This is a genomic window from Fimbriimonas ginsengisoli Gsoil 348 (assembly GCF_000724625.1).
Taxonomy (GTDB): Bacteria; Armatimonadota; Fimbriimonadia; order Fimbriimonadales; family Fimbriimonadaceae; genus Fimbriimonas; species Fimbriimonas ginsengisoli.
This window is the reverse complement of the sequence record NZ_CP007139.1, coordinates 5,136,754-5,156,648: the sequence shown is the minus strand read 5'-3', so window position 1 is coordinate 5,156,648 and position 19,895 is coordinate 5,136,754. Positions and strand designations below refer to the sequence as shown.

The 19,895-nt window shown below is 61.7% G+C and carries 20 protein-coding genes and 1 tRNA gene; 5 read left to right on the top strand and 16 right to left on the bottom strand.

The window, feature by feature from the left end; genetic code table 11:
• Nucleotides 1–64 precede the first annotated feature (64 nt).
• The 15 genes from atpG to OP10G_RS23265 all read right to left on the bottom strand — a co-directional run bounded on the left by atpG (nt 65) and on the right by OP10G_RS23265 (nt 13,639).
• Complete coding sequence (gene atpG / locus OP10G_RS23335; protein WP_025228017.1) at nt 65–925, bottom strand: ATP synthase F1 subunit gamma; 861 nt, start codon at nt 923–925, stop codon at nt 65–67.
• A 107-nt stretch (nt 926–1,032) separates the two neighbouring features.
• Nucleotides 1,033–2,565: a F0F1 ATP synthase subunit alpha gene (gene atpA, locus OP10G_RS23330; protein WP_025228018.1), complete on the bottom strand. Its 1,533-nt coding sequence runs from the start codon at nt 2,563–2,565 to the stop codon at nt 1,033–1,035.
• 15 nt (nt 2,566–2,580) lie between these two features.
• On the bottom strand, nt 2,581–3,138 hold the full coding sequence (atpH, locus tag OP10G_RS25480; RefSeq protein WP_025228019.1) for an ATP synthase F1 subunit delta: 558 nt from the start codon (nt 3,136–3,138) through the stop codon (nt 2,581–2,583).
• 4 nt (nt 3,139–3,142) lie between these two features.
• On the bottom strand, nt 3,143–3,766 hold the full coding sequence (atpF, locus tag OP10G_RS23320) for a F0F1 ATP synthase subunit B (RefSeq protein WP_025228020.1): 624 nt from the start codon (nt 3,764–3,766) through the stop codon (nt 3,143–3,145).
• A 77-nt stretch (nt 3,767–3,843) separates the two neighbouring features.
• A complete protein-coding gene (gene atpE / locus OP10G_RS23315; protein ID WP_025228021.1) occupies nt 3,844–4,044 on the bottom strand; it encodes an ATP synthase F0 subunit C in 201 nt (66 codons plus the stop codon).
• 44 nt (nt 4,045–4,088) lie between these two features.
• Complete coding sequence (locus tag OP10G_RS23310; protein ID WP_025228022.1) at nt 4,089–4,850, bottom strand: F0F1 ATP synthase subunit A; 762 nt, start codon at nt 4,848–4,850, stop codon at nt 4,089–4,091.
• Nucleotides 4,851–4,856: 6 nt separating this feature from the next.
• Nucleotides 4,857–5,246, bottom strand: a complete 390-nt coding sequence (locus OP10G_RS23305) for a hypothetical protein (protein ID WP_025228023.1) — start codon at nt 5,244–5,246, stop codon at nt 4,857–4,859.
• Between the two features lie 8 nt (nt 5,247–5,254).
• Nucleotides 5,255–5,788, bottom strand: coding sequence for an AtpZ/AtpI family protein (locus tag OP10G_RS23300; RefSeq protein WP_025228024.1), 534 nt, complete (start codon nt 5,786–5,788; stop codon nt 5,255–5,257).
• A gap of 244 nt (nt 5,789–6,032) precedes the next feature.
• Nucleotides 6,033–7,328, bottom strand: coding sequence for a GAF domain-containing sensor histidine kinase (locus tag OP10G_RS23295; RefSeq protein WP_025228025.1), 1,296 nt, complete (start codon nt 7,326–7,328; stop codon nt 6,033–6,035).
• Nucleotides 7,329–7,695: 367 nt separating this feature from the next.
• Nucleotides 7,696–9,009 carry a replication-associated recombination protein A gene (locus tag OP10G_RS23290; RefSeq protein ID WP_144241337.1) on the bottom strand — a complete coding sequence of 438 codons (1,314 nt, stop codon included), beginning with the start codon at nt 9,007–9,009 and terminating at the stop codon, nt 7,696–7,698.
• Between the two features lie 110 nt (nt 9,010–9,119).
• Complete coding sequence (pstB, locus tag OP10G_RS23285) at nt 9,120–9,899, bottom strand: phosphate ABC transporter ATP-binding protein PstB (RefSeq protein WP_025228026.1); 780 nt, start codon at nt 9,897–9,899, stop codon at nt 9,120–9,122.
• A gap of 41 nt (nt 9,900–9,940) precedes the next feature.
• Nucleotides 9,941–10,915 carry an acetyl-CoA carboxylase carboxyltransferase subunit alpha gene (locus OP10G_RS23280; RefSeq protein WP_025228027.1) on the bottom strand — a complete coding sequence of 325 codons (975 nt, stop codon included), beginning with the start codon at nt 10,913–10,915 and terminating at the stop codon, nt 9,941–9,943.
• A 35-nt stretch (nt 10,916–10,950) separates the two neighbouring features.
• Complete coding sequence (gene accD / locus OP10G_RS23275) at nt 10,951–11,772, bottom strand: acetyl-CoA carboxylase, carboxyltransferase subunit beta (protein WP_052547945.1); 822 nt, start codon at nt 11,770–11,772, stop codon at nt 10,951–10,953.
• Between the two features lie 156 nt (nt 11,773–11,928).
• Entirely contained in the window at nt 11,929–12,705 is a 777-nt protein-coding gene (locus OP10G_RS23270) for an N-acetylmuramic acid 6-phosphate etherase (protein ID WP_052547943.1), read from the bottom strand.
• Nucleotides 12,706–12,739: 34 nt separating this feature from the next.
• Complete coding sequence (locus tag OP10G_RS23265; RefSeq protein ID WP_025228028.1) at nt 12,740–13,639, bottom strand: N-acetylglucosamine kinase; 900 nt, start codon at nt 13,637–13,639, stop codon at nt 12,740–12,742.
• An 81-nt stretch (nt 13,640–13,720) separates the two neighbouring features.
• Between OP10G_RS23265 and OP10G_RS23260 the strand changes: the two genes are divergently transcribed.
• The 4 genes from OP10G_RS23260 to OP10G_RS23245 all read left to right on the top strand — a co-directional run bounded on the left by OP10G_RS23260 (nt 13,721) and on the right by OP10G_RS23245 (nt 18,153).
• Nucleotides 13,721–14,734: a glycosyltransferase family 9 protein gene (locus tag OP10G_RS23260; protein WP_025228029.1), complete on the top strand. Its 1,014-nt coding sequence runs from the start codon at nt 13,721–13,723 to the stop codon at nt 14,732–14,734.
• Nucleotides 14,724–15,659, top strand: a complete 936-nt coding sequence (locus tag OP10G_RS23255; RefSeq protein WP_025228030.1) for a glycosyltransferase family 9 protein — start codon at nt 14,724–14,726, stop codon at nt 15,657–15,659. The genes OP10G_RS23260 and OP10G_RS23255 overlap by 11 nt, the downstream gene beginning before the upstream one ends.
• The gene (locus OP10G_RS23250; RefSeq protein ID WP_025228031.1) at nt 15,656–17,371 is read left to right on the top strand and encodes a hypothetical protein; all 1,716 of its coding nucleotides are present in this window, start codon (nt 15,656–15,658) and stop codon (nt 17,369–17,371) included. The genes OP10G_RS23255 and OP10G_RS23250 overlap by 4 nt, the downstream gene beginning before the upstream one ends.
• Nucleotides 17,372–17,520: 149 nt before the next feature.
• Complete coding sequence (locus OP10G_RS23245; RefSeq protein ID WP_025228032.1) at nt 17,521–18,153, top strand: N-acetylmuramoyl-L-alanine amidase; 633 nt, start codon at nt 17,521–17,523, stop codon at nt 18,151–18,153.
• Between the two features lie 177 nt (nt 18,154–18,330).
• Here the strand turns inward: OP10G_RS23245 and OP10G_RS23240 are convergent.
• Nucleotides 18,331–18,405, bottom strand: a tRNA-Thr gene (locus tag OP10G_RS23240).
• A gap of 231 nt (nt 18,406–18,636) precedes the next feature.
• On the opposite strand from OP10G_RS23240, the gene OP10G_RS25475 reads away from it, so the two are divergent.
• The gene (locus OP10G_RS25475; RefSeq protein WP_025228033.1) at nt 18,637–19,887 is read left to right on the top strand and encodes an adenylate/guanylate cyclase domain-containing protein; all 1,251 of its coding nucleotides are present in this window, start codon (nt 18,637–18,639) and stop codon (nt 19,885–19,887) included.
• Nucleotides 19,888–19,895: the final 8 nt, after the last annotated feature.

Sequence of the window (19,895 nt, the reverse complement as noted above, 5' to 3'; positions counted from 1 at the left end):
ACGCTCGGCGCTTTCTTCGCCGAGCGTCTCTGCTGTTCGAATCGTTATTGTTCGCGACCGCTCCCTAGCCGTTCAGGGCCTCGGCGCCGCCGACGACTTCCAAGATTTCCTTGGTAATCGCAGCCTGGCGCTCTCGGTTCGCCTTGAGCGTTAGGTTCTGGATCATCTTGCCCGCGTTGTCGGTCGCCGACGTCATCGCCGTCATTCGGGCGCCGAATTCGGAAGCGGTCGACTCCAGCATCGACTGCCAAACCAGGGTTTGGAAGTAGCGGGGAAGCAGGGTATTCAGCAAAGTCGCCGGATCCGGCTCGAACTGGTAGGCGAGGCCGCCGGAAGCGTCCCCTTCGGACGCCGGCGCCTCGATCGGGAGGAGCTGCACGATCTGCGGGACCTGCCGGATCGCCGAGTAGAACTTCGAGTAGCAGACGTAGATCGCATCCGCTTCGCCCGACTCGAATAGCTCGCGCGCCTTCTTGGTCACCTCGATCGCGTCTTCCAGCCGAGCCCCGCTGCTGGGCACCGTGACGGTGTGCAAAATCTTGTAGCCACGCCGCCCGAAGAACAGGGTCCCCTTCTTACCGACCGTCAGCAGCGACACATCGAACCCGGCATCCCGGATGAACTCCGACGCTTTCCGGGTGAGCGAGGTGTTGAAACCGCCCGCCAGACCCCGGTCCGAAGTCAAAAGAATGAGAACAGCCTTCTGCACCGGCCGCTTCGTCATGAGCGGGTGCTGAGGCAGGTCGCCCGCCGAGGAAAGGGAGCGCATAACCTCGCGGAGCTTGTCCGCGTACGGCCGGGCCTCAAGCACGCGGTCGGTCGCCTTCTTGAGGCGCGCCGCCGCTACCAGCTTCATCGCCTTCGTGATCTGCTGGATGTTCTTGGCCGCCTTAATGCGGGCTCGGATTTCCTTTAGGGTTGCCATTCTTTAAAAATTGCTTGATTGCTCGATTGCTCGATTGCTCGATTGCTCGATTGCTGGATTATCTTTGATGCCCGATCAAGCGATCAATCAATCCAGCAATCCAGCAATTATTTGAACGTCGCCGCGAACTCTTGGACTGCCTTCTTCAGCGTCTCTTCGACGTCCTTGCCAAGGGCCCGGGTTGTGCGGATCGACTCCACCACGTCCGGATACTTTTCGTGGACGAACTTCAGAAGACCCGCTTCGAACGACTTGACCTGGTCGTTCTGGAGATTATCGAGAACGCCGGTACCACCGGAGTAGATCGCGATAACCTGGTCCACGACGTCGTACGGCGTGGCAAGGTCCTGCTTCAGCAGCTCGGTCAGACGCTGTCCGCGAATGAGCTGCATCTGCGTGGCTCGGTCGAGGTCGGAGGCAAACTGGCTGAACGCGGCCACGTCGCGGTACTGCGCCATCTCGAGCTTCAGCTTTCCGGCAACCGATTTCATCGCCTTGATCTGGGCGTTTCCACCGACGCGGCTCACCGAGATACCGACGTTGATCGCGGGGCGGACGCCGGCGAAGAACAGGTCGGGCTCGAGGTAGATCTGGCCGTCCGTGATCGAGATAACGTTCGTCGGAATGTACGCCGAAACGTCGCCCGACTGCGTCTCGATGATCGGAAGCGCCGTCAACGACCCGCCCCCCTTCTCGTCGGAGAGCTTCGCAGCGCGCTCCAGAAGGCGGCTGTGGAGGTAGAAAACGTCTCCCGGATAAGCTTCGCGGCCTGGCGGGCGGCGGAGCAGGAGCGAAACGGCGCGGTACGCCTGGGCGTGCTTCGAAAGGTCGTCGTAGATAACCAGCGCGTGCTGTCCGTTGTCGCGGAAGAACTCGCCGATGGCGGCTCCTGCGAACGGCGCGAGATATTGCATCGCGTTCGAGTCGGAGGCCGATGCCGCCACGATGGTCGTGTATTCCATCGCGCCGGCTTCGGTAAGCGTCTGCACGATACGCGCCACGTTCGCCATCTTCTGGCCGATCGCGACGTAGATGCAGAACACCGGCTCGCTGCTCGAACCAGGGAGGTGGGTCGACTTCTGGTTGATGATCGTGTCGATACAGACCGAGGTCTTACCGGTCTGGCGGTCGCCGATGACGAGCTCGCGCTGGCCGCGGCCGATCGGGATCATCGCATCGATCGCTTTGATACCGGTCTGGAGCGGCTGGGTAACCGGTTGGCGGTCCACGACGCCGGGAGCGATCAGCTCCAAGCGGCCGAACGACGTTCCAACGATGGTGCCCTTGTTGTCGATCGGCTCGCCGAGCGAGTTGACGACGCGGCCAAGGACGCCCATGCCGACCGGGATTTCCATAATCCGGCCGGTCTCTCGGACGGTGTGGCCTTCCTTGATCTTCTTGTCGTCGCCGATGATAACGGCGCCAACCGAGTCCTCTTCAAGGTTGAGTGCGAGTCCCATCACGTTGTTGGGGAACTCGAGCAACTCTCCCATCTGGCAGTCCGGCAGTCCGTGGACGCGGGCAATGCCGTCTCCCACTTGCAGGACGGTTCCGACGTGCTCACGAGTAGCCGCGGGGTCGAACCTCTCGAGCTCTTTTCGGAGGATGTCGGTGATCTCTTCGGGTCTGATACTGGCCATTGAGGTCTCTTGGGTTTAGCTGATGCGCTTGAGCAAATCGTACTTGAGGCGCTCGCGAAGCTTGCTCAGCGCTCCGCGGACCGATCCGTCCATAACGTAGTTGTCGTAGGCGACGCGGACGCCGCCGATAATGAGAGGGTCGATCTCGAAGTCGGCTTCGATTCTCTTCCCGAGTACGGAAGAAAGCTTGGAGATCAGCGCATCGCGCTGAACGGTTTCCATCGCCTCGGCCGAAGTAACGGTGACGTGGATCACGCCCTCGTGCTCTCTCCGAAGCTTGATGAATTCGCTACGAACCGTCGGAATCTCATGCTCGCGTCGTTTTTCGAGCATGAGCCGCACCGCCTGCAGCGTCAAAGCGGTAACTCGGTCGGAGAAAAGCCGATCCAAGATCGCCAGCTTCTCGTCGCGGCTCGTGTAAGGCGCGAAAAGAAAACCTCGGAACTCTGGGTCGTTTTCCAGAAGCGAGTTAATACCGGTCAGGTCGTCTTCGACGCTCGCCACGATGTCGTACTGGCGTGCGGTCTCGAAGAGAGCCTGGGCGTACCGCCTTCCTAGGCGAGTGTCTTCCATTGGGTTAGCGGACCACCTCTGCCTGATCGATAAATTCGTTGACGAGCCGTCGGTTTCGGTCGGTGTCCATGTTCTCTCGAACGACCTTTTCGGCCGCTCCGAGAGCTAGGTCGACGACGTAGCCGCGAAGGTCGCTGACGAGCCGGTCTCGCTCGGCGGCGATCTCTTGTTGAGCCTGGGCGACGAGCGCGTTCGTCTTCTGAGTCGCTTCGTCCATCAGGGTCGTGCGAAGCTGCTGAGCCTCGCGGATCTGCCCTTGAATCTGCTCGCGAGCCTGCGCCTCGGTATCCACGAGCCGTCGCTCGTATTCCACTCGCATCCGCTGCATCTCCGACCGGAGCTCTTCGGCTTCCGAGAAGGTGCGCTCGAGGTTCGTGTTTCGCTCTCGAATCGCATCCTGAAGCGGGACGATGAAGAATCCCCTCAAGAGAGGGAACAAGATCAGCAACACGCCGATCGTGGCGAGGGTCATCCCGAAGTCGAGTTCGAGACCCTGCTCTTTCAGTGTCTCCGTCAACTTGATAAGGTGGTTGGCGGAAACATAGGTTCCTACCACCATAAGGACGACGCCAATGCCGGCGTTTCGCCAAGTTGCCGCTGCCGAGGGCTTCTGATCGCTGGTGCTCATGAATTCAGGTTGCTCTGTAAATTTGGTTTCGATCCCCGAACAGGTCTCTGCCCGGGGATCGGTCGATCGGGGCCGGTTTAGCTCTTAACCAAGAACGGCAAGACGAAGACGCTGAGCAAGAAGACGAGCTCAACGAACGCGAGCGCGATCAGCATCTGAACCTGCAGCTTGCTGATTGCTTCCGGCTGCCGGGCCATTCCCTGCAGCGCACCGTTTCCGATAAGTCCAAGGCCGATTCCGCAACCGAGCCCGGCAACTCCAATTCCTAGTCCTAGCATAAGTTAGTTCCTCCAGTTAGTTTCGCTTTAATGCGGATACAAATTTAATGGGCGTGAGCGGCGTTGTCCGCTTGAGGCCCGTGGTCTTCCTCGTGATGGGTGACAAGCGACAGATACACGCAGGTCAGAAGCGTGAAGATCAGCGCCTGCACCAGGCAGGTGAGGAGTTTGATCGGGAGCAGAAACTCTCCGAACGGGATATAGCCTCCGCCGAGCTTGTTCATCGACTCGACCGCGACGTGGCCGCCGTGAATGTTTCCGTACAGTCGAAGACTGAGCGAAAGATTCTTCATCAGCTCGGAGATGATCTCGATGACGAAGATCATCGCGGACACGATCACCATTGCGCCCGTCAGTTTCGGACCGGTGAAGTGCGAGATATGCCGGCCGAAACCGTTTGCCTTGATTCCCTCGTACTGTACGTACCCGATGGAAATCAGGGCCATACCGAGATTGAAGCTGAGACTGGAGGTCGGCGAGAACGGCAGCAACAGCGCCATCAGGTTCCCGATGAAGATGACCAGCCAAAACGTCATCATCATCGGCAGATACTTGCGGCCGTGCGAGCCGATCGTGCCGATGCACATGTTCTCGATGAACAGGAACAACTGTTCCGCGCACGCCGTCAACGGGTTTCGGAACACTCTCTCTTTAAGTCCGGACTTCGCATTCGCGAGAACCGCGAACATGATCACCAGCATGAGGATGATGTAGAACCACAGCCTCACGAGATCGTGATTGGGCGCCTCGTTCTGAATCTCCTCCGCGGCAAGAAGAGACGTTCCGATGTGTAGAAAATCGAGCATATGGAGCTAGGCGGCACGCTGGTCGCGTGTTAGAAGCCACCAGATCAATACAAAATATACCAGACCGAGCCCCCCTAAAAAGCAAGCGGCGGCCGCCCCGCCGAGGTGTCTGGCTAAAAGGCCAAGCAGCAGGAAGATCGGGATCTTGACCAGGAAGATCACCACCACGTAAGACGTTCCCAGGGTCGCCGCTTTGCGGTTCGGTAGATCGGGGTCCGCCCCGCTGATCTCGTCGGCCACCGTCCCAAGCAGTCGGATTGGCGGCCACCAGCCGAGAATTGTCACGCTAGTAGCGATGATTCCGAGCACCATTCCCGCCGCGCCGGTCAAACCCCCGAGGGCAGCGGACACGATAACGGCCACGGCCACCAGCGCCGCCACCCGTTTCGCGAACATATGGCCCGTCACAGATTTTTATTAACTCGATTAAGGGCCTGAAAAGCAAGGACGCACCCGGCAAGCATCCCGACGAACCCAAGCACGGGAAGCCAGAAAGTCGCCCCCGTCGCCCGATTGATCCCCCAGCCGATCAGCACGCCAACCAGCGGAAACCCTAAGAACATATAGGCGATGCTCAACCCGAGGCCGAGCCCCATCGCATTCTTCTGGTCCTGCTGATGCGATCGAGCCTGTTGCCGACTCGCCTGCTCCCGCGCCGTCTTCACCCCTTCGGCTCGATCGTGCAGCGACTGAAGTTGGGCGGCAAAGCTCGGATCGTCCTCCGGCAACGCCGGCCGCCTTGGTGTCTGGGCGTCCGGAAGATCGGGAAGATCCTGTCCCGCCAGCTCCTGTTGAAGCTTTCGAAACCTGGCCTCGATATCTTCCTCTTTCTCCAGCTCCTCAGGTGGAACCGAAAAAGACCGCTCCACCGCACGTCTCAACCGCGCCTCGATCTCATCGTCCGACGGCGGCTCAGGATGGCGTAGATCGTCCGGCATTCCTATAGGTTACTGGTTACACCCACTTCGATGTTCCATTCCGGAGCCCCCTCCTCGTCGATGTATGTGCGATGAGGAGGGGGTTGGGGGTGGAGAAATCGGAAGTGGCACCGGCATCTTGCCCCCTCATGTCTAACGAGGTCCCAAGGGCAGGATGCCCTTGGCGGACTCACATGCCCAGGAAGGGCATAAGACACACGGGCTGGAAGCCCATGCCACGCGGGGCCGGCTTAACCGCGATTTTTCAATCTCCGCAGTGTGGAATCGCTACTCGGAACGTCGAGCCGGACCCCAACTCCGAGTCGATCGTCACTCGGCCATCGTGAGTCTGGGCCAACTCCAAAACGATCTTCATTCCCCAGCCTGAGCCGCTCCCCTTATCCCATTGACTCCGGGCGTTGCCCGAGAGGATCCGCTCCGCGGTCGCCCGCGTCATGCCGGGACCGGTGTCGCTGACCTCGATCAGGTGCTGCTCGTTCTCGAACGCGTACCGGACCGATACCTCGCCGTATACCGGCGGATCGTCGTCATCCTCCGCCCCGCCGACCCAGTCGTCGGGCACGGTTTCCTTAACCGCCTTGATCGCGTTTCCTACGAGGTTCTGAACGATCCGGAAGATGTACAGCTCGTCGTGGAGGGTCGCCGGCGCCTCCTCGTCGATCTCGAAACGTAGCGCCACGTGGTGCTTCCGGGCGTCGGTGGCCAGGTAAGCGGCGCTCGTTTGAATCGTCGTCGCCATCGGCGCCACTTTTTTGTTTGGCCGAAGCGCGCGCCCCGCCGACATGTCCGAGATCAGCCGTGAGTAGCCTACGATCCGGTCGACCGACATCTTGAGGTCGTCGAACATCGGGTCGAGCGTCTCCACGTACATCGAAACCATTGGCTCCGGCTTCTGCTTCTGAAGCTCGTCCTTCAGCCCGGTCATCGCCATGTCGCTGAAGCTGAGAGTGGCGTAGAGCGAAGCCGCGAGGTTGCCGATGTCGTGGCCTACCTTGCCCATACCGAGCAGGGTCGAAGCTCGGGTGCTCTCCTCGGTGAGCCGGTAGTTCATGTATGCCATCGTCGCGACGGCGGCCACGATGTCCAGCACCGCGATATCCGTCTCGTCGAAGCAGCCATCGGTCTTGTTGAGAAGCTGTACCACCCCGATCGGAGTCTCGTCCTCCATCATCAGAGGCGTCGCGACCATGCTGCGCACCGGTGTCCCCGTAGCGCGCTCGAACGAGTTCCAGTCGCTCTCGGGCTTCTCGGGAAACTCACGGCACACCGTGGAGTGGTTTTGGAAAGCGGCTCCCGCCATTCCGAAATCGTCGGGAATATCCTTCACGGGCAACCGGTCGGCTACATCTTCCGGTAGCACGTGCTGGAACGTCAGCCGGCAAGCTGCTGCGTCGTGAAGATAAATCGTGCCACCGGACGCGCCTACCGCCTCTACACAGATGGCGAGCACGTCCTTCATCAGCAGGTTAAAGTTCCCGCTGCTGGCCAGCTTCCGCGTGGCCATCTGAACCGCTCGTATCAGCTGTTCGTGGGTGGTCATTCCGAAGGACCTATTTTACATGAGGTGAACCTGATTCGTAGCCAGAACCTAGACATTGCTCCGGTATAAGCCACAAGAGCCCGAATTCTGCCCGCAACGGAGGGTAGGTCGCAGTGACGGTCGGCTCCGGGGCGGCAAAAGAATCGAAGCTCCAACCAAGTGAACCCGCCTAAGCGGCCCCCATCCCTCCCTCCACGGCGAAGCAGTAAACGGACCGCTGGTCTCCACACCGGCCTCCCCTACGTCCGAAGGACGTGTAGCCGGCACCTATGCGTGCCGCTCGCCATACCGCCGCCAACTTTCTGGATCACGATTAGCGGATATCGAGTCAGGAGCCAAAATTGTACAGAAATGGGGGTTCCTCGACCTAGTTCGAGTCATCGTTCTCCTCGGCCGCTGGCGTTCCCGCCTCGAATCCTCTGCCTGAGGAGCGGTAATAAACTCGCCCCGCCAAGCTGTCCGGAAGGTGCGTCTGGTCCACCTTGGCGTCCTCGAAGTCGTGAGCGTATTGGTATCCCTTCCCGTACCCCAACCCCTTCATCAGGCCGGTGGGTGCGTTGCGTAAGTGGAGCGGAACGGGATCGTTGCGGCTCTCCCGAACGTCGCCCAGCGCCAGCTTGTAGGCCACGTATACCGAATTGCTCTTGGGCGCCAGCGCCAGATAGGCCACCGCTTCCGCCAGCGCGAGCGCTCCCTCCGGCATCCCCTGAAAATGCATCGCCTGCTGCGCGGCGATCGTCAGCGGCAACGCATGCGGATCGGCCAGCCCGATATCCTCAGTCGCCATCCGCACGATTCGTCGCGCCAGGTAGAGCGGATCCTCGCCCCCTTCCAGCATCCGGGCGAGCCAGTAGAGCGACCCGTCCACGTCGCTATCCCGCACCGACTTGTGAAGCGCCGAGATCAGATCGTAATGCTGCTCGCCGCTCTTGTCGTAAAGCACCGTCCGTTGCTGGATGGCGGATCGGACCACCTCCAGGCTGATCGGCGCCCCTTCCGCAACCGCCGCGCAGAGCTCCAGCATGTTCAGCGCCGCCCGCGCGTCCCCGTTCGCCAGGTTAACCAACGCCTGCTCGGCGTCCGTCTCAATACTTACTCGGCCATCGAGACCGCGCGGGTCGGCGAGGGCGCGCTGGATCACTCCGTGCACTTCCTCGTCTTCGAGCGCGCTCAAAACGTAAACCCGAGCCCGGGATAGAAGCGCCGCGTTCACTTCGAACGATGGGTTCTCCGTCGTTGCCCCAATGAGAGTCACGGTTCCATCTTCGACATACGGAAGGATCGCGTCCTGCTGGCCCTTATTGAATCGATGGATTTCGTCGATGAACAGGATCGTCCGCTTTGCGTCGCTCCCCTCGCTGAAGAGGTCGGTCGAGCCTGCCTTCGCATTCCGCCGCCTCCGCGCATCTTCGACGATGCGCCGCAGGTCCGCCACCCCGGCCGAAACCGCGCTCACCCTTTCGAAGGCCGCGTCGGTCACGTTGGCCACGATCTCCGCCAGCGTCGTCTTTCCCACCCCCGGCGGCCCCCAGAGAATCGCCGACCCCAGCCGATCCGCCTCCACCGCCCGGCGAAACGCCGACGTCGGACCGACCAAGTGCCCCTGCCCAAAGAACTCGTCGAACGTCCGCGGCCGCATCCTCGCCGCCAGAGGAGCTTCGCTAGGAACCTCACGCGCCATCGAACGAGGGTACCGCCCCAAGTGGCACGGGCAGCTTGCCCGTGGGTATCAGGGGCGGCTCGCCCCTGTAGATCCGGATTGCCGGTCTGGAGACCAGCGGTCCGCCGGAACTACCCAAAGCGTCCGGAGATGTAATCCTCGGTTCGCTGCTGCTTCGGGTGCAGGAAGAGGGAAGGGGTGGCGTTGAATTCGATCAGTTCCCCCATCATGAAGAAGGCGGTGAAGTCGCTCGCTCGCTGAGCTTGCTGCATGTTGTGCGTGACGATCACGATCGTGTAGTCGCGCTTGAGCTCGAAGATCAGGTCTTCGATCCGCGAGGTGGCGATCGGGTCGAGCGCCGAGCACGGCTCGTCCATGAGAATGATCTTGGGATCGACCGCCATCGTCCGGGCGATGCAGAGCCGTTGCTGCTGACCGCCGGAGAGCATGAGGCCGCTCTGCTTGAGCTTATCCTTCACCTCTTCCCAGAGCGCCGCCTTCTTTAGCGACCCTTCTACGATCTCGTCGAGCTTCGATTTCTCGCGAACGCCGTGAATCCGCGGACCGTAGGCGATGTTGTCGTAGATCGACATCGGGAACGGGTTCGGCTTTTGAAACACCATCCCAACTTCTTTCCGCAATTCGACCGGGTCGACCGAAGCGTCGTAGATGTCCGTCCCATCGAGAGTGATCTTTCCCTCGATGCGCGTCCCATCGATCAGGTCGTTCATCCGGTTGAGACAACGTAGGAAGGTTGACTTTCCGCATCCGGACGGGCCGATGAACGCCGTCACCCGGTTCGCCGGAACATCGACGTTGACCCCTTTCAGCGCCTGGAATGCGCCGTAAAAGAAATTGAGGCTCTGAGCCGAGATCTTCGGCTGGGCGGCCACGGGCGCGGTCGGTTCCATCGTCTCGGAGCTAAAGGTACGCATGGATTGTTAAGGCGCGGTTACGCCGCCTGGTACATCCCCATATTTCGGAACTTCCGGTACCGCTCCTCACGGATCCGCTCGGCGGGGATGCCGGATAGGGCATCCAGATTTCGGACGATCGCCCCTTTCACGAGGCCGGCGGATTCCACCCAATCGCGGTGGGCGCCCCCTTTCGGCTCGGGAACGATCTCATCGATAAGCCCATATTCTTTGGCCGATTGCGCGGTGAGCTGAAGCGCCTTCGCCGCGTCCGCCCCCCGCTCCGGCGCCCGCCACAAGATGGCTGCGCAACCCTCGGGCGGAATAACCGAATAGATCGAATGCTCTAGCATCAAAACCCGGCTCGACGCCGCGATGCCGATCGCCCCGCCCGAGCCTCCCTCTCCGATCACGACGGCAACCGTCGGAACCGTCAGCTCGAACATCTTAAACATGCCGGCCGCGATCGCTTCGGAGATTCCTCTCGACTCGCTCTCCACGCCTGGATCGGCAGCGGGAGTGTCGACGAACGAGATCACTGGCATCCGGAACCGCTCCGCCATGTCGAACAACCGGATCGCCTTGCGATACCCCTCTGGCTTCGCCATTCCGAAGTTGCGCATTTGGCGCTCCTGAATGTTGCGCCCCTTTTGGTGGCCGACGATCATGACCGGCTCCCCGTCCAGCATCGCGGGGCCCCCGATGATCGCGTTGTCGATAAATCCTCGCCGATCTCCCTGCAATTCGGTGAAATTCGTGAAGATCGCCTGGACGTAGTCCAGCGTGTAAGGCCGCCTCTCGGCCCTTGCCACGAGAACCTTCTCCCAAGGGCCAAGGTTCGCGTACATGACGTCGACGTATCGATCGCGGCGATCCTCGAATTCCTTGATCTTGACTTCGAGAGCCTCGCGCTTGGCAGAGTCGTTCTCCTTGCGGGCGAGTTCGCGAAGCTTGGCAATACCCTCCTCGAGCTCGGCAAGCGGCTTCTCCCACTCTTTATGCGTCTTGGCCATCGGTCGATCCTTTTCCTTGCCCTGTCTATCCATGATCAGTCGCTCCGATGTTTCGTACGCGCATGGTCCCCAAGCATTCGAACTAGGTGGGAAAGCGTCGAGCGCATCTCCTTGCGGGGAACGATTCGATCGATCATCCCATGGCCAAGGACGAATTCGGCGGTCTGAAAGTCGTCGGGCACCTTACTGACTCCCGCTTGTTTGCTCACTCGCGCCCCGGCAAATCCCACGAGCGCCTTTGGTTCGGCCACGATCACGTCCGCGATGCTAGCGTAGCTGGCAAGCACTCCCGCCATGGTGGGGTCGGTAAAGACCGCGATGTATGGAACCCCCGCATGGGCGCATCGCTCGGCGGCCGCCGTCGTCTTCGCCATTTGCATCAGCGAGAAGAGTCCCTCCTGCATCCTGGCGCCGCCAGAAGCGCAGAAGATAATCGCCGTCGCCCCCGTCTCGGCCGCCCGTTCGAGCGTCCGAGTGACCTTTTCGCCAGCCACAGACCCCATCGATCCCCCCATGAACGAGAAATCGGCGACGGCTACAGAAACCGGGTTGCCATCAAGCAGGGCTCGGCCCGAGATCATCGAGTCTTTGGCATCCGTCTTCTCGATGGCGGTCTGAAGTTTTTCCTGATATTCAGGAAAGTTCAGGGGGTCGACCGAGCGCAGGTCGGCATCCATCTCTTCGAACGACCCAGGATCGAACGTTAGCTCGATCCGCATCATGGCCGGAAGGCGGTGGTGATGCCCGCAATACGGACACACTCGAAAGTTCTGCTCGAAGTCCACGGAGAAAATGATCTTCTTGCAGCTCATGCACTGAAGAAACCCCTCCGTCCGATCGCCGGATCGATTGCTCAAGACTCCAAAGGATACCTTCTAGATTTGTGTATCGGACATTTACGGCGAAGCCGTGTAGAAGGCACCTACGCGTGCCGCTAGCCGTACCTTCGGTACGGCCGGAATCATCGGCGAGGCGCCGACGCTACGTTGGGGATGATCGGCGAGGCGCCGACGCTACGTTCGGCCGGCGGGCGATTTCAGGGCGTCTAAAACTCGGCGGATATTCCAGTCGTTGGCTTCGAGTAGATCCCAGGCCTCGTCTTGAGTCGCCGTCGACAACTCGCAGACGATGCGGGCGCACCGTTCCTTCAGCTTCGCGTTGCTGGCCTTGACGTCGACCATCAGGTTCTCGATCACTTTCCCGCTAAGCACCATCGCTCCGGTCGAGATCCGGTTGAGCGCCAGCTTTTGAGAGGTTCCGGCCTTGAGCCGGGTCGACCCGGTCAGCACTTCGGGACCCGTATCCAGGAAAATCGCCAGGTCGGCTTCGCGAAGCAGGGGCGAGTTTCGGTTGTTCGCGATCCCGCAGGTCCAGACCCCTTTCTGCCGCGCATGGCGGATCGCGGAGACGACGAACGGCGTCGTGCCGCTCGCGGCAAGGCCGATGACCACGTCGTTCGCGCCAATTCGAAGCTCGTTGAGGGCCACCACGGGAGTGTGGATTTCGTCTTCCGCGTTCTCGATCGCCTTCCCGCCGGCGTCGTTGCCGCCGGCAATGAGGGCAATAAACCGGTCGGGCTCGATACCGAACGTCGGCGGCATCTCCGCGGCGTCCATCGTCGCGACCCGCCCGCTCGTGCCCGCGCCCACGTAAATCACCCGGCCGCCGGTCTGAAAGGCGTGCGCCGCCCGCTCGATGGCGTGGGCAAGTGGCTCCTCGGCGGCGGTGAGCGCCCGCAGCACCGCCCCTTCGTCCTCGTTCATCAGGCGCACGATCTCGCGCGCCGACATCTTATCGAGGCCGTAAGATCTTGAATTTCTCGACTCAGTGCCCAATAGTGGAAATCTCCTTTGCCAACTCGACGGCCCCCTGCAAGGGTGGGCGGGTGATTCGCGATACCGTTACTTCCCGATCCGGAAACGCCTCGACGATAAGTTCGGCGAATCGCTCCCTAAAAATGGCCGCCGCCTTCCAAACCCCTCCGGCGAGGCTCACTCCGAGCCTTTCGGAACGGGGAATGTGGCGCTCGACGTGTCGTTGCACGACATTGACCAGATGACCAAGATTCCTCTCGATGCTGGCAAGCGCGTACTTCTCTCCGTCCCGAGCGTCCGTTCCAAGCGTCTTCGCCAACTTGCCCAATACTCCGGCGGGAGTGGGTGACTTATAAACCGCCGCCACGATGCTCGCCTCGTCGTCGGCTCGAAAGAGGTCCACGACCGCTTGACGGAGCGTGGGCGACACTTTGTTCGGTTCGTCCAGGTAGCGAAGCAGGGCGTCCCGGCCGAACTGAAAGCCCGAACCGAAATCTCCCAGCAGATAGCCCCGCCCGCCGCTCTTCACGATTCCCGCCGGACCCGCGGAGCAGACGAGCGATCCGGTGCCCGCGATGACGCAGACATCCGTTTCGGGCGGAGCCGCGTAAAGGGCGGCCACGTAATCCGGCTCCGCTCGAACCTTGGCGTGCGGGAAGAGGTTGCGAAGATGGTCCTCCCCTCGCCGCCGCGTCTCATCGCTGATAAGGCCCGCAAAGCAGCCGCAAACATAGTCGGCGCGGGGGCACCCCTCGGTGGCGTGAGCGAGGTTGTTTCGGAGTCGGATGTCCGGTGTGGAGACAAGGTTTGCCGCCCCCGACTGACCTTGGAAGAGGATGTGTCCTCCCTCATCGACAGCCAATACCCGGCTCGACGACCCGCCACAATCCAATCCGACGTAGACACCCATGGGATTCGGCCCGCGTCGGGCCGGCTTCTAAATGTACCTCCGGCCCGCCCGACCGCAGGACCGGCGGGTAAAATCGTACGGGTGAGAAGATTCCAGGGGGAGCCGCTACCGGAACACTCGCGCATCGCCATCGTGGCAAACGATGCCCTTGGCAACTACGTCGTTTCCACCCCCTTGATACAGATGCTTCGATCGAAGTATCCGGGCGCGGATTTGGACTACTACGGTGGCACCAGAACCGAAGAGTTGTGGTCCAACGAGCCGATGATCGACCACGGTTACGCGATATTTGGCCGCCCGCCCTACGAATTGGCCTCGCACCTGATCACTTCTGGGACGTACAACTTAGTAGTGAATCTGGAATCGAGCGAATGGGCGAAGGCGTTTACCTCGATCGCGTCCGGCCACGACGGATTTGTGGTCGGTCCCTCAGTCGGTCCTCAAGGTCGCGGGGACCTGCCGTTTGCCCAGGACGAAAGAGGACGGCTCGCCGCCGACGCGGAATGGACGGCCGCCGATTTGACTTCCCGCTACCCGTTTTTGCATTCCGGCTTCATCGGCGAAATCTTCAGCCGCCTCGCCTATCTAGATGGTCCCGTTCCGGGTTACCGGGTCCCCTCGAAAACTCCGGAGTTCGAGGTACCCGAAGTCTTGATCGCCACTTCCGCCAGCCTCCCGGAGAAGCTTTGGCCGCTTGAAGGATGGCGGCGAGCCCTCACTTTCCTGCGCGACAACCGGTTCACCGTCGGCTTGCTCGGGGCCAAGCCTTCTGCGCAAAGGCATTTTTGGCAGGGCGAGGAGGCTGAGCAAAGGATGGTGGACGAAGGGCTCGCCCAAGATCTTCGGGGCCGGCTCTCGCTTTCGGAGGTCGTGGGGGCGCTGGCCAAGGCCAAGCTCGTCCTTACCCTGGACAACGGCATCCTTCACCTGGCCGCCGCCACCTCCACTCCAACGATCGGCCTGTTTCGTGAGGGGATTCACCGCCTATGGGCCCCTCCGGTTTCGAATTTGAAAGTTATTACGCCCCCCTCGGGCGGGCAAGTGGCGGAGATCGCGCCCGAAACGGTGTTGGAGGCGCTCGAAAGTGCACGATGACCGCATCCTGCTATTTCTGAAGAGTTACATCGGCGACGCCGTGATGACGCTGCCGCTCGCCGAGCTGCTGGGAACCAGCTACCGTTCGGTATCGGTGATGACTTCGAAGCTCGCCTATCCTGTCTTCTGGTCGCCGAGATATGCGTTTAGCTATCTCGCCCTGGAAAGGAGCCGGTCCCCATGGGCGGTGGTTCAAAAGGCGCTCGCCATCCGCCGGGAAGGGTTCTCCACCGCGATTTTAGTGAATAGGAGCTTCCGAACCGCGCTCGTTTCCCGGCTCGCCGGAATCCCGCGTCGGATCGGCCACTCGGGCGAAGGACGCGACCCGCTTCTCTCCCACACCATCCCCTACGCGCCAAACCGGTTCGAGGCGTACTGTGCGCTCGATCTTGCCAAACCGCTCGGCCTTCCGGTTGCCGACGAGCTTCCTTCGATCTATTTGACCGCCGAAGAGCGCGCGGAAGGGTTGGCCGCCCTCGCAGGGGCGACCGTTGGCCTACAACCTGGCGCCCGCTTTCCCGCCAAACAGCTCCCCCTAGAGACGACCACCTCGGTCGCCACCGATCTTCAACGCCGCGGCTACCGGCTCGCCTTCTTGGGCGGGCCCGAAGAAGCGGAGGATGCGCGCCGCGTCGCGGAATCGCTCCCCGACCCGGTGGTGGACCTCGTCGGCAAGACCTCGATCCGCCAGACGATTGGAGCCCTCGCCGGCTTGCGCGCGATGGTCGGCAACGATACCGGAGTGATGCACCTGGCCGCCGCCGCCGGATGTCCGGTGGTGCAGGTCTTCGGACCGACGCCGGCCGAAAAGTGGGGACATGCCTACGGTCGAAACCAGGTTCTACAGGCCCCGGAAGGGAAGATGGAAAGGATCGAGCCACGAACCGTTCTGGCCGCCGCTCTCGAGGTGCTGGAGGGTGCGTGAGGCTCCTTTGGGCCCTGATTCTGGTCTTATTCTCCGTGCCGGCGATCGCCTCCAATCCCGTATTGGTGCTGGTTCAGCCGGGCGCGTACGACCCGATCGTGGAACCGAACACCTTTGTTCACCCCTACTGGGTGCGTTGGCCGGCCTCCTTTCTGCCCGATAACGGGAATCGTTTGCTTTCTTTGGCCAGCGGCCTCGATTGGCAGGGCGACCCGGCCGACGCGTCGTTCGAGGAAGTCCACGGTCAAGTGGCTTGGCGCTCCAGAAACTATTCCGTGTTTCAAGATCGAGGCCATTTTCGAGCCCAACGCGACTTTCTCCCCGGCATCTCGCACGCTCTACTACTGAACTTGACCGGCGGAACCCGGCGAGACGGGCTCGTTCTGGCGCTCGATCCGCAAGCGTCCACCATCCATGGGTATCGATTAGCCGATCGCTGGCCCGCGGGGAAGACCATGGTTTTAGCCGGCGCCGGTGACGACCTCCAAGCGGTCAAGAAGCGAGCCACGGACCGAATTCTCGTGGTCGAGTATCCGCCTCGCGTGGGGCAGAGTTGGAGCCGCTTCTGGTTGGAGGGGCCGGGATGGCCAAGCGGCGTCGTCACCGATCCATCCCTCGGAATACCCGGACTGGTGCGGGCATCCCAGATTTCGCTCCTGCTCTCCCAGCCGGAGAAGTTCCCGTGGCGCCCGGCTCCGGACGGATGGCCGGGCGCCAACCGTTGGCTGGCGTTCCTATCGACCGCCCGTCCCTGGATCCTCGGTTTCGTCGGACTGTTCGGAGCGATCTTGGCCGTCGCCGGCGGCTACTTGGTGAGTCAAGAGAAGCGAAGCCCGCTTATGGCGGCCGCGTTACGTGGGTTGGCGTTGGCGCCCGGCGCGCTCCTATTGGGTGGTGGGCTGACGAAGGTCGCCGGTTTGAACGGCGGATACGTGTGGATTGGGGTCGCTTGGCTTGCTCTGGCCGGACTTGCCGCGCTGATCGACGCCCGAAACGGCTCCGCCCACTGGCTCGGTCCGGCGGTCGCCACCTTGGCCGCTTCGCTCCTCGTGGACCCCACCTATTCGATCTTCGGTCCCCTCGCTCAAACCGGCCCGGTCGCCGTGTCGGGCGAACTGCTCGGCGCCGCGTTGGCCTCCTTCACGCTGATCGCATCGGCGGTCTCACGCCGCCGCCACGGTGACACCGTAGCGTTCTCGCTCGCCGGATTTTTGGCCGGATTCGGCGTTTTGGCCGCCGCATGGTGGGTGCGCGACGGATGGATACTAACCGTTTGGTGGACGATTGCCGCCGCCGTCGGCCTCGGTCGAATCCCCGGGCGCGCCTGGCTGGCGGCCGGTCTGCTGACGCCGGGAGTGGCCGATCTCTTCTTGCGCGGTGTGTCGTTTTCACCCAACGGCCTGCTCGCCTCATACCGCGACTGGCACCGGCTCAACCTTTACGAGCACCTCCGCTTCGTCGTGTCTCCCGCGGTGCTGGGATCTTTGTTCTTGCTCGCAGTGGGTGCGGTTTTCGGTAGTGGATTCTTCGCCCACCAGTTGCGCTCGGCGTGGCGAGAACGCCCAGAGATCCACGCGCTGGCGACGGTCGCCGGGGCGTGCGCGGTCGGCGGTTTGACCTATCCCCCTTTGCTACATGCCGCTCTAATCACCCTCTTCGCCGCGGCGATCGTCACCTTTGACTGGCTGCTGAGGCCCATCGCTACACTCTAACAGATCTCCTCGTTGTTCTCTTCCAGACCTGCCTTCCCGACTCTCTTCGCGTCTTCGCGCCTTTGCGTGACCTCGCCGGTCCGGAAATCCGTTCATCGGCTGGGAGCCGATGCTACTGGAACGGCTCGTGTTGGGTTAGACTCGCAACCATGGTCCGTTTCGCTTTGGCGCTCGCGATCGCCGCGGCGCAAGGAGTTGCCCAGACGCCGAAAGCCGGAGAGATCGTCGGGTATGTTCCCGATCCTCGAATCCCGATGCCGTCCCCCTGGAAGGACCCCGGATACCTCCAGATCGCCTGGATCCAATCGCCCAACTATGGCCAACGCCCGGTCGGCTCGGTGGTCGACACGATCGTCGTGCACTCGACGGTGATTCCAACGCTGGAGAAGACCACCGAGGCGTTCCAGCGGGTGGCAAGCCAAGTGAGCGCCCACTTCACGATCGGCAAGGACGGGAGCATCGTGCAAAACGTCTCTACGTTTGATCGCGCCTGGCACGCCGGCGTCAGTAAAGACGCCTCGGGCCGCCAGAACCTGAATCACTACTCGATCGGCATCGAGCTGGTGAACCTGAACGACGGCAAGGACCCCTACCCCGAGAAGCAGCTCCAAGCCCTCTGCGGAATCATCGCCGAAATGCGCCGTCGCTTCCCGATCAAACAGATCGTCAGCCACGAATACATCGCCCAACCCCCCGGCCGCAAAAACGACCCCAAAGCCTTCCCCTGGGACCGCCTAAAGTATTTCGGCCTGCCGATCTATACCGGCGAGAACCATGGCTGAACCGTAGCGTCGGCGATGAGTCATCGCTGTGGTTGATCCCTCCAGACGCGCCGTCTGGAGGGTCCCGCATCAGTGGGGCGTTCTCGGTGGAGATGCCCGACCAATGGTCGGACCCTGCCAGACGGCGCGTCTGGAGGGATCGACACCCTTAAACCGCGGTTGTTCGCGTTCAAGATCTGGAGCCGACGACCGGACTCGAACCGGTGACCTGCTGTTTACGAAACAGCTGCTCTACCACTGAGCTACGTCGGCTTGGATTCGGCTGCCGCAGGGGCGCGAGGCAATGGGTTGCCGAAGGTGGATGTGATGATACCCGCGACGTGAGCCAAGGTCAAGGCTCCCTACGGGAGCGAGGCGGCTCGGGAAAACGGCTCAAAAAGAACGGAATCGTTCCAAACGGAAGCTCAGATAGCCGATGATTGAAGATATCGCCCGCAGCGTTGATCCAAACCGGTTTTGGATTCGTCTTGGATAATAAGAGAGATGGACCCGGCGACGACGGACCCGCAACCGAGAGAGGCCAGGATGTTGGCCGCGATCGTCTTTACCGACGTCGTGGGCTTTTCCAAGCTTGCTTCCGTGAACGAGGCGCGCGTCTACGTCGCCTTGCAGCGCGACATGGCCGTCATGACCAACCTCTGCCGGTCGCACGGCGGGCAGGTCTTGAACACCATGGGAGACGGCATGCTCCTTTGCTTCACCAGCGCGGTCGACGCCCTATCGTGCGCGGTGGAGATCCAGCGGACCCTTTACAACCAGGCGCAGTCGCTGCCGAGCATCGAGGTGCTCCATCACCGGATCGGGGTCCACCTCGGCGACGTCATCATGAACGGAGACAACGTCTTTGGGGACGGCGTCAACGTTGCGGCCCGGCTGCAGGCGCTTGCCAAGCCGGATGCGGTTTGCTTCTCCAGCACGGTCTATGAGATCGTGAAGAACAAGCTTAAGGTGGACGCCACGTACCTCGGCCCCCGCCAGCTTAAGAACCTCGGCGAGCCGGTAAAGGTGTGGCAGGTGCCGCCGCTCGGCGACGGCCGCCTGGTCACCCCGAGCGACGACCTGCCGGCGATGAGCGCGACCCCTCCCGCGGCCGGGGTTGCCGGTTGGAAGGCGGGGCTCTTGGTCATGGCCAGCCTCGTGCTGCTGGGAGGACTCGGATTTGGCGTGAGCCGGCTGAAGAAACCGCCTCCCGCCATGGTCGATCGGCCCAGTAAGACCGGAAAAACGAGCGGGGACACGCAGGGTTCCGACGCCAGAGGCGGAACGGTTGCGCCGCCGGTGGTGGCGTCGCACCCCTTCACTCGAGCCGAGTTCGACAAGCTCAAGAGCGAATATAAATTCGACGATCTCGTCGCCAAGCTGACCAAAGACCCTTGGGTGGCGCCAGAAGAATCCGCGAACACATTTAAGCAGCTCCGCGACCTAGATTCGTTCCGCGTGGCTCAGTTGAGCCGCGCCACGTCTTTGGCGAACCCGATTTCGGTGCCTCTGCTCACCTTCCCCGGCTCGCCCCCGGCCCCCGCCAAGGTGTATCTGCAGGGGAACGAGCTGATGGCTCAGTCGGACGGGATGGGCGTGGTTTCCATCGCGCCGCAAGGGCAGCTCAGTCCGCAGAATTACATCGAGATCGTCTCTGCGATGGCGGATAGCAGCACACCTCCGCCCAATGTAGCCGAATTGCTCCAACTGTTCTCCAAAGAGTACAGCGTAAGTGTGCCGACCGCCGGAGCCTAAGGGCTCCA

Bases quoted from the DNA above. Each gene is read 5' to 3' on its own strand.
- OP10G_RS23300 (WP_025228024.1), bottom strand. From the start codon at position 5,788: ATGCCGGACGATCTACGCCATCCTGAGCCGCCGTCGGACGATGAGATC.
- atpF (WP_025228020.1), bottom strand. From the start codon at position 3,766: ATGAGCACCAGCGATCAGAAGCCCTCGGCAGCGGCAACTTGGCGAAAC.
- OP10G_RS23280 (WP_025228027.1), bottom strand. From the start codon at position 10,915: ATGGCCAAGACGCATAAAGAGTGGGAGAAGCCGCTTGCCGAGCTCGAG.
- pstB (WP_025228026.1), bottom strand. From the start codon at position 9,899: ATGGAACCGACCGCGCCCGTGGCCGCCCAGCCGAAGATCTCGGCTCAG.
- atpH (WP_025228019.1), bottom strand. From the start codon at position 3,138: ATGGAAGACACTCGCCTAGGAAGGCGGTACGCCCAGGCTCTCTTCGAG.
- OP10G_RS23245 (WP_025228032.1), top strand. From the start codon at position 17,521: ATGGTCCGTTTCGCTTTGGCGCTCGCGATCGCCGCGGCGCAAGGAGTT.
- OP10G_RS23295 (WP_025228025.1), bottom strand. From the start codon at position 7,328: ATGACCACCCACGAACAGCTGATACGAGCGGTTCAGATGGCCACGCGG.
- atpG (WP_025228017.1), bottom strand. From the start codon at position 925: ATGGCAACCCTAAAGGAAATCCGAGCCCGCATTAAGGCGGCCAAGAAC.
- atpE (WP_025228021.1), bottom strand. From the start codon at position 4,044: ATGCTAGGACTAGGAATTGGAGTTGCCGGGCTCGGTTGCGGAATCGGC.
- OP10G_RS23305 (WP_025228023.1), bottom strand. From the start codon at position 5,246: ATGTTCGCGAAACGGGTGGCGGCGCTGGTGGCCGTGGCCGTTATCGTG.
- OP10G_RS23265 (WP_025228028.1), bottom strand. From the start codon at position 13,639: ATGGGTGTCTACGTCGGATTGGATTGTGGCGGGTCGTCGAGCCGGGTA.
- atpA (WP_025228018.1), bottom strand. From the start codon at position 2,565: ATGGCCAGTATCAGACCCGAAGAGATCACCGACATCCTCCGAAAAGAG.
- OP10G_RS25475 (WP_025228033.1), top strand. From the start codon at position 18,637: ATGGACCCGGCGACGACGGACCCGCAACCGAGAGAGGCCAGGATGTTG.
- OP10G_RS23290 (WP_144241337.1), bottom strand. From the start codon at position 9,009: ATGGCGCGTGAGGTTCCTAGCGAAGCTCCTCTGGCGGCGAGGATGCGG.
- OP10G_RS23310 (WP_025228022.1), bottom strand. From the start codon at position 4,850: ATGCTCGATTTTCTACACATCGGAACGTCTCTTCTTGCCGCGGAGGAG.
- OP10G_RS23270 (WP_052547943.1), bottom strand. From the start codon at position 12,705: ATGTCGGCGCGCGAGATCGTGCGCCTGATGAACGAGGACGAAGGGGCG.